The organism is Bacteroidales bacterium (genome assembly GCA_018334875.1).
GTDB lineage: Bacteria > Bacteroidota > Bacteroidia > Bacteroidales > UBA12077 > JAGXLC01.
Genome location: JAGXLC010000502.1, coordinates 1 through 2,766 on the forward strand (window position 1 = coordinate 1; position 2,766 = coordinate 2,766).

A 2,766-nucleotide genomic window follows, 5' to 3' on the forward strand; every position below is an offset into this window, starting at 1 on the left:
CTGATTCCAGCGTTCCATCGCATACTGAAATACCGGTACGGAACATGACATTACAGAATGAGCCCCGAAAAGAAGAACCATTACAACGATGATTGCTTTCATCCGCTTTTTCAAAATCATAGCTTCTTTCCTTTCCTTTTAAACAAAGATTTATCTTAATAACATGTAGTACCTTAACGGTTAAATTCTTGCTTTTTTGGCAAAACTTGCCCGGTAAGGTACTGTGGCAAAATTTATGAGGCAATTTTCAAAGATAAAAATAATTGAAAAAAATCATGACCTTTATATAATTATGCCTCATAAATTTTGCTTGCTATTAATTTATAAAGAGTACAAACAATTTAAAAAGTTTGCATTGGAAAATAACAAAAGGCCTATAGCAAAAGACATTATAATTAGAGTTTGTCCAAAAAGTCCTTCTTGTCCCTTCATGATGTCCTTTGTGTTCTCCGTGGTTAATATTATATTTTTGAACCACAGAATTATACAGGGAACAAATATGAAGTAACGCATAAATAATTTAAAAGAGCTTTCGACTTGATGGACAGGCTCTAATTATCACTCCCCTTCATAACAAAATATCTCACCCTTTTCGCTGACCATATAAAGTTTGTCTTCTGCAGCAATCAAACCATCATGTGCCGGCAGACAGTCTATTTTATAACGGGCCAGCCGCTCTCCATCTTTTTTTGATACAACCCAGATAAAAGCTCCATTTTTGCCTTTCAGCCATTCAGTCTGCTCCTGCATTTTCTCCTGAAATGCTTTCTCATTGGAGCGACCCCACATCTCTTTTTCATCCACTATATCTTTTGGGCCCGCAAGGAAAAGCTTGTCGCCGGCAAGCACCATTGCACGTGCCATAATATCGGGCCGTAACATCTCCCAGTTATAGTCCAGTGCAGTTAGTTTCTCCTTAGGCATGGCATCCAATTTTTTCCAGTTCACTGTATGGGCTGCAAGTCCGTTGTCGGTATCGTATTTTCCTTCCGGCCAATTATCTCCTTCCAGGCTAGGAATCCCGACTTTTCGTTCAGGTATCTTGTTGGCACTGTATAATTTATACTCATTAATAGAGGTATTGCAAAGCAATTCGGGGAGCAGACCATAAGAATAAGCATTTTCTTCATCGAGACACATAATCCGGCCATATGGAACACGTTTCGGCGGAAGTTGAAATTCAGCCCATCCTTCACCGGCAACCCGGCCATAAAGCCAGTATGTACGATGCTGCCAGGAATCATCAAGGAAAGATGTAGGAGAGAACAGGTGAACCTCTTCTCCGTACTGATTATCCGGTCTCTGAGGACGAACACGCACACGTTTACCATCTTTATTAAAGGTCTGTGACCGCATATAAATATATTTTCCGTCGCTGGAAAGGATGTCAGGCTGGGCTACAGGCATGTGTTTGCCCATAAGAAGATCCTGAAGATTTTTATCGGATCCCGGTACTTTACTGTCCATAACATTTTTTGAGATCATCTCTCCTGTTTGGGGATTCAGAACCGCCATTTGCAATCCGCCATCCAGGAACATAGACCGACCTGCGACACAGTATAATTTATCGTCCTCTACCAAGACACTACCGGATATGGGCCAGGCAGATTCCAACTGACCGTATGACATAATTTTCCTGTCATTCGGAGCCACCTGGTAACGCCATACCAGTTGCCCGTCATCGGTGCGAACCGCATACACCGATCCATCGCTGCATCCAAACAGGGCCATGCCATTATATATTGTCGGTGGCGAATCGATTCGTCCGCCGGCAGTAAAATGCCAAAGTTCTTCACCTGAATCAGTATCTAAAGCATACACCGTATGTTCGTCCACCGCGCTTACAAACAGCTTTCCTTTTGCTACAACAGGCTGACTCACTTCTCCATCCAGATCTATCTTCCAGGAATTGCGAATATCGGAGGATAACTGTGTTTGAATGTACCCGCTCCTTCCATTATCGTGGCGATATGCCGGCCAGGACTTCCCCGGATTGTAAGTCTCTGCATTCACCTCACCGTAAGCAGGACCTTTCTGTAACCTTTCAGTCTCGGTTATATTCTCGGCTGGTTGTATCTTATCGGTAAGCGCATTGAAACCGGTCAGCTTTGACTGATAATAACAGGCACACGCATGGGGAGGAGTATAAATCAGCCCATTGGCGGGCATCATTCCATATATGCAGCCGCCACGCACCCAATGGTTGATCTCCCATTCGCCTTCTTTCATATCAAAACCTGTGACGCCCATCATAGGGGGAAAAAGAAAATCTTCCGTTGCTCTTCCCGGATAGCATCGCTGATGAATGTAAAAGGAACTGATGGGATTTTCATAAACATCCAGCTCTTCTCCGCTTTTAAGGTCATAGGTGGTATATCTGCCCCAGTTTTCTCTGCCCAGTACCCATACCTTATCATCAATTACATAAACGTCTTCCAGACTGAAATGACCTGAACGGGGTTTGTCTTCCGACGACCATACCAATTCTCCGTCATTTGTAGAAAAAGTAAATAGCTGGTCTTTGGGGGCAAAAACAATATGCCCGTTTTTCATGATCAACCTTGGTCCGGAATACCCTGTCAGGACCTGATCCATTTCAGTCACCTCATTCTCCCACAGGTTATTCCCGGTTTCAGGGTCAAGGGAAACCATATTGACTCCATCAAAAAAAGCCACTCTTTCATCATTTGCTGCCATGGTCATCGGGGTAATGGGCGTCTTCTTATTCCATAACAATTCTCCGCTTTTCTTGTCAATGGCTTTAAG

Annotated in this window: 1 protein-coding gene; it reads right to left on the bottom strand. The window is 43.3% G+C overall.

All coding sequences use genetic code 11. The features are described 5' to 3' along the window. Positions 1 to 558: 558 nt before the first annotated feature. The coding region (locus KGY70_20435; GenBank protein MBS3777573.1) for a PQQ-binding-like beta-propeller repeat protein at positions 559 to 2,766 on the bottom strand (2,208 nt) is incomplete at its 5' end.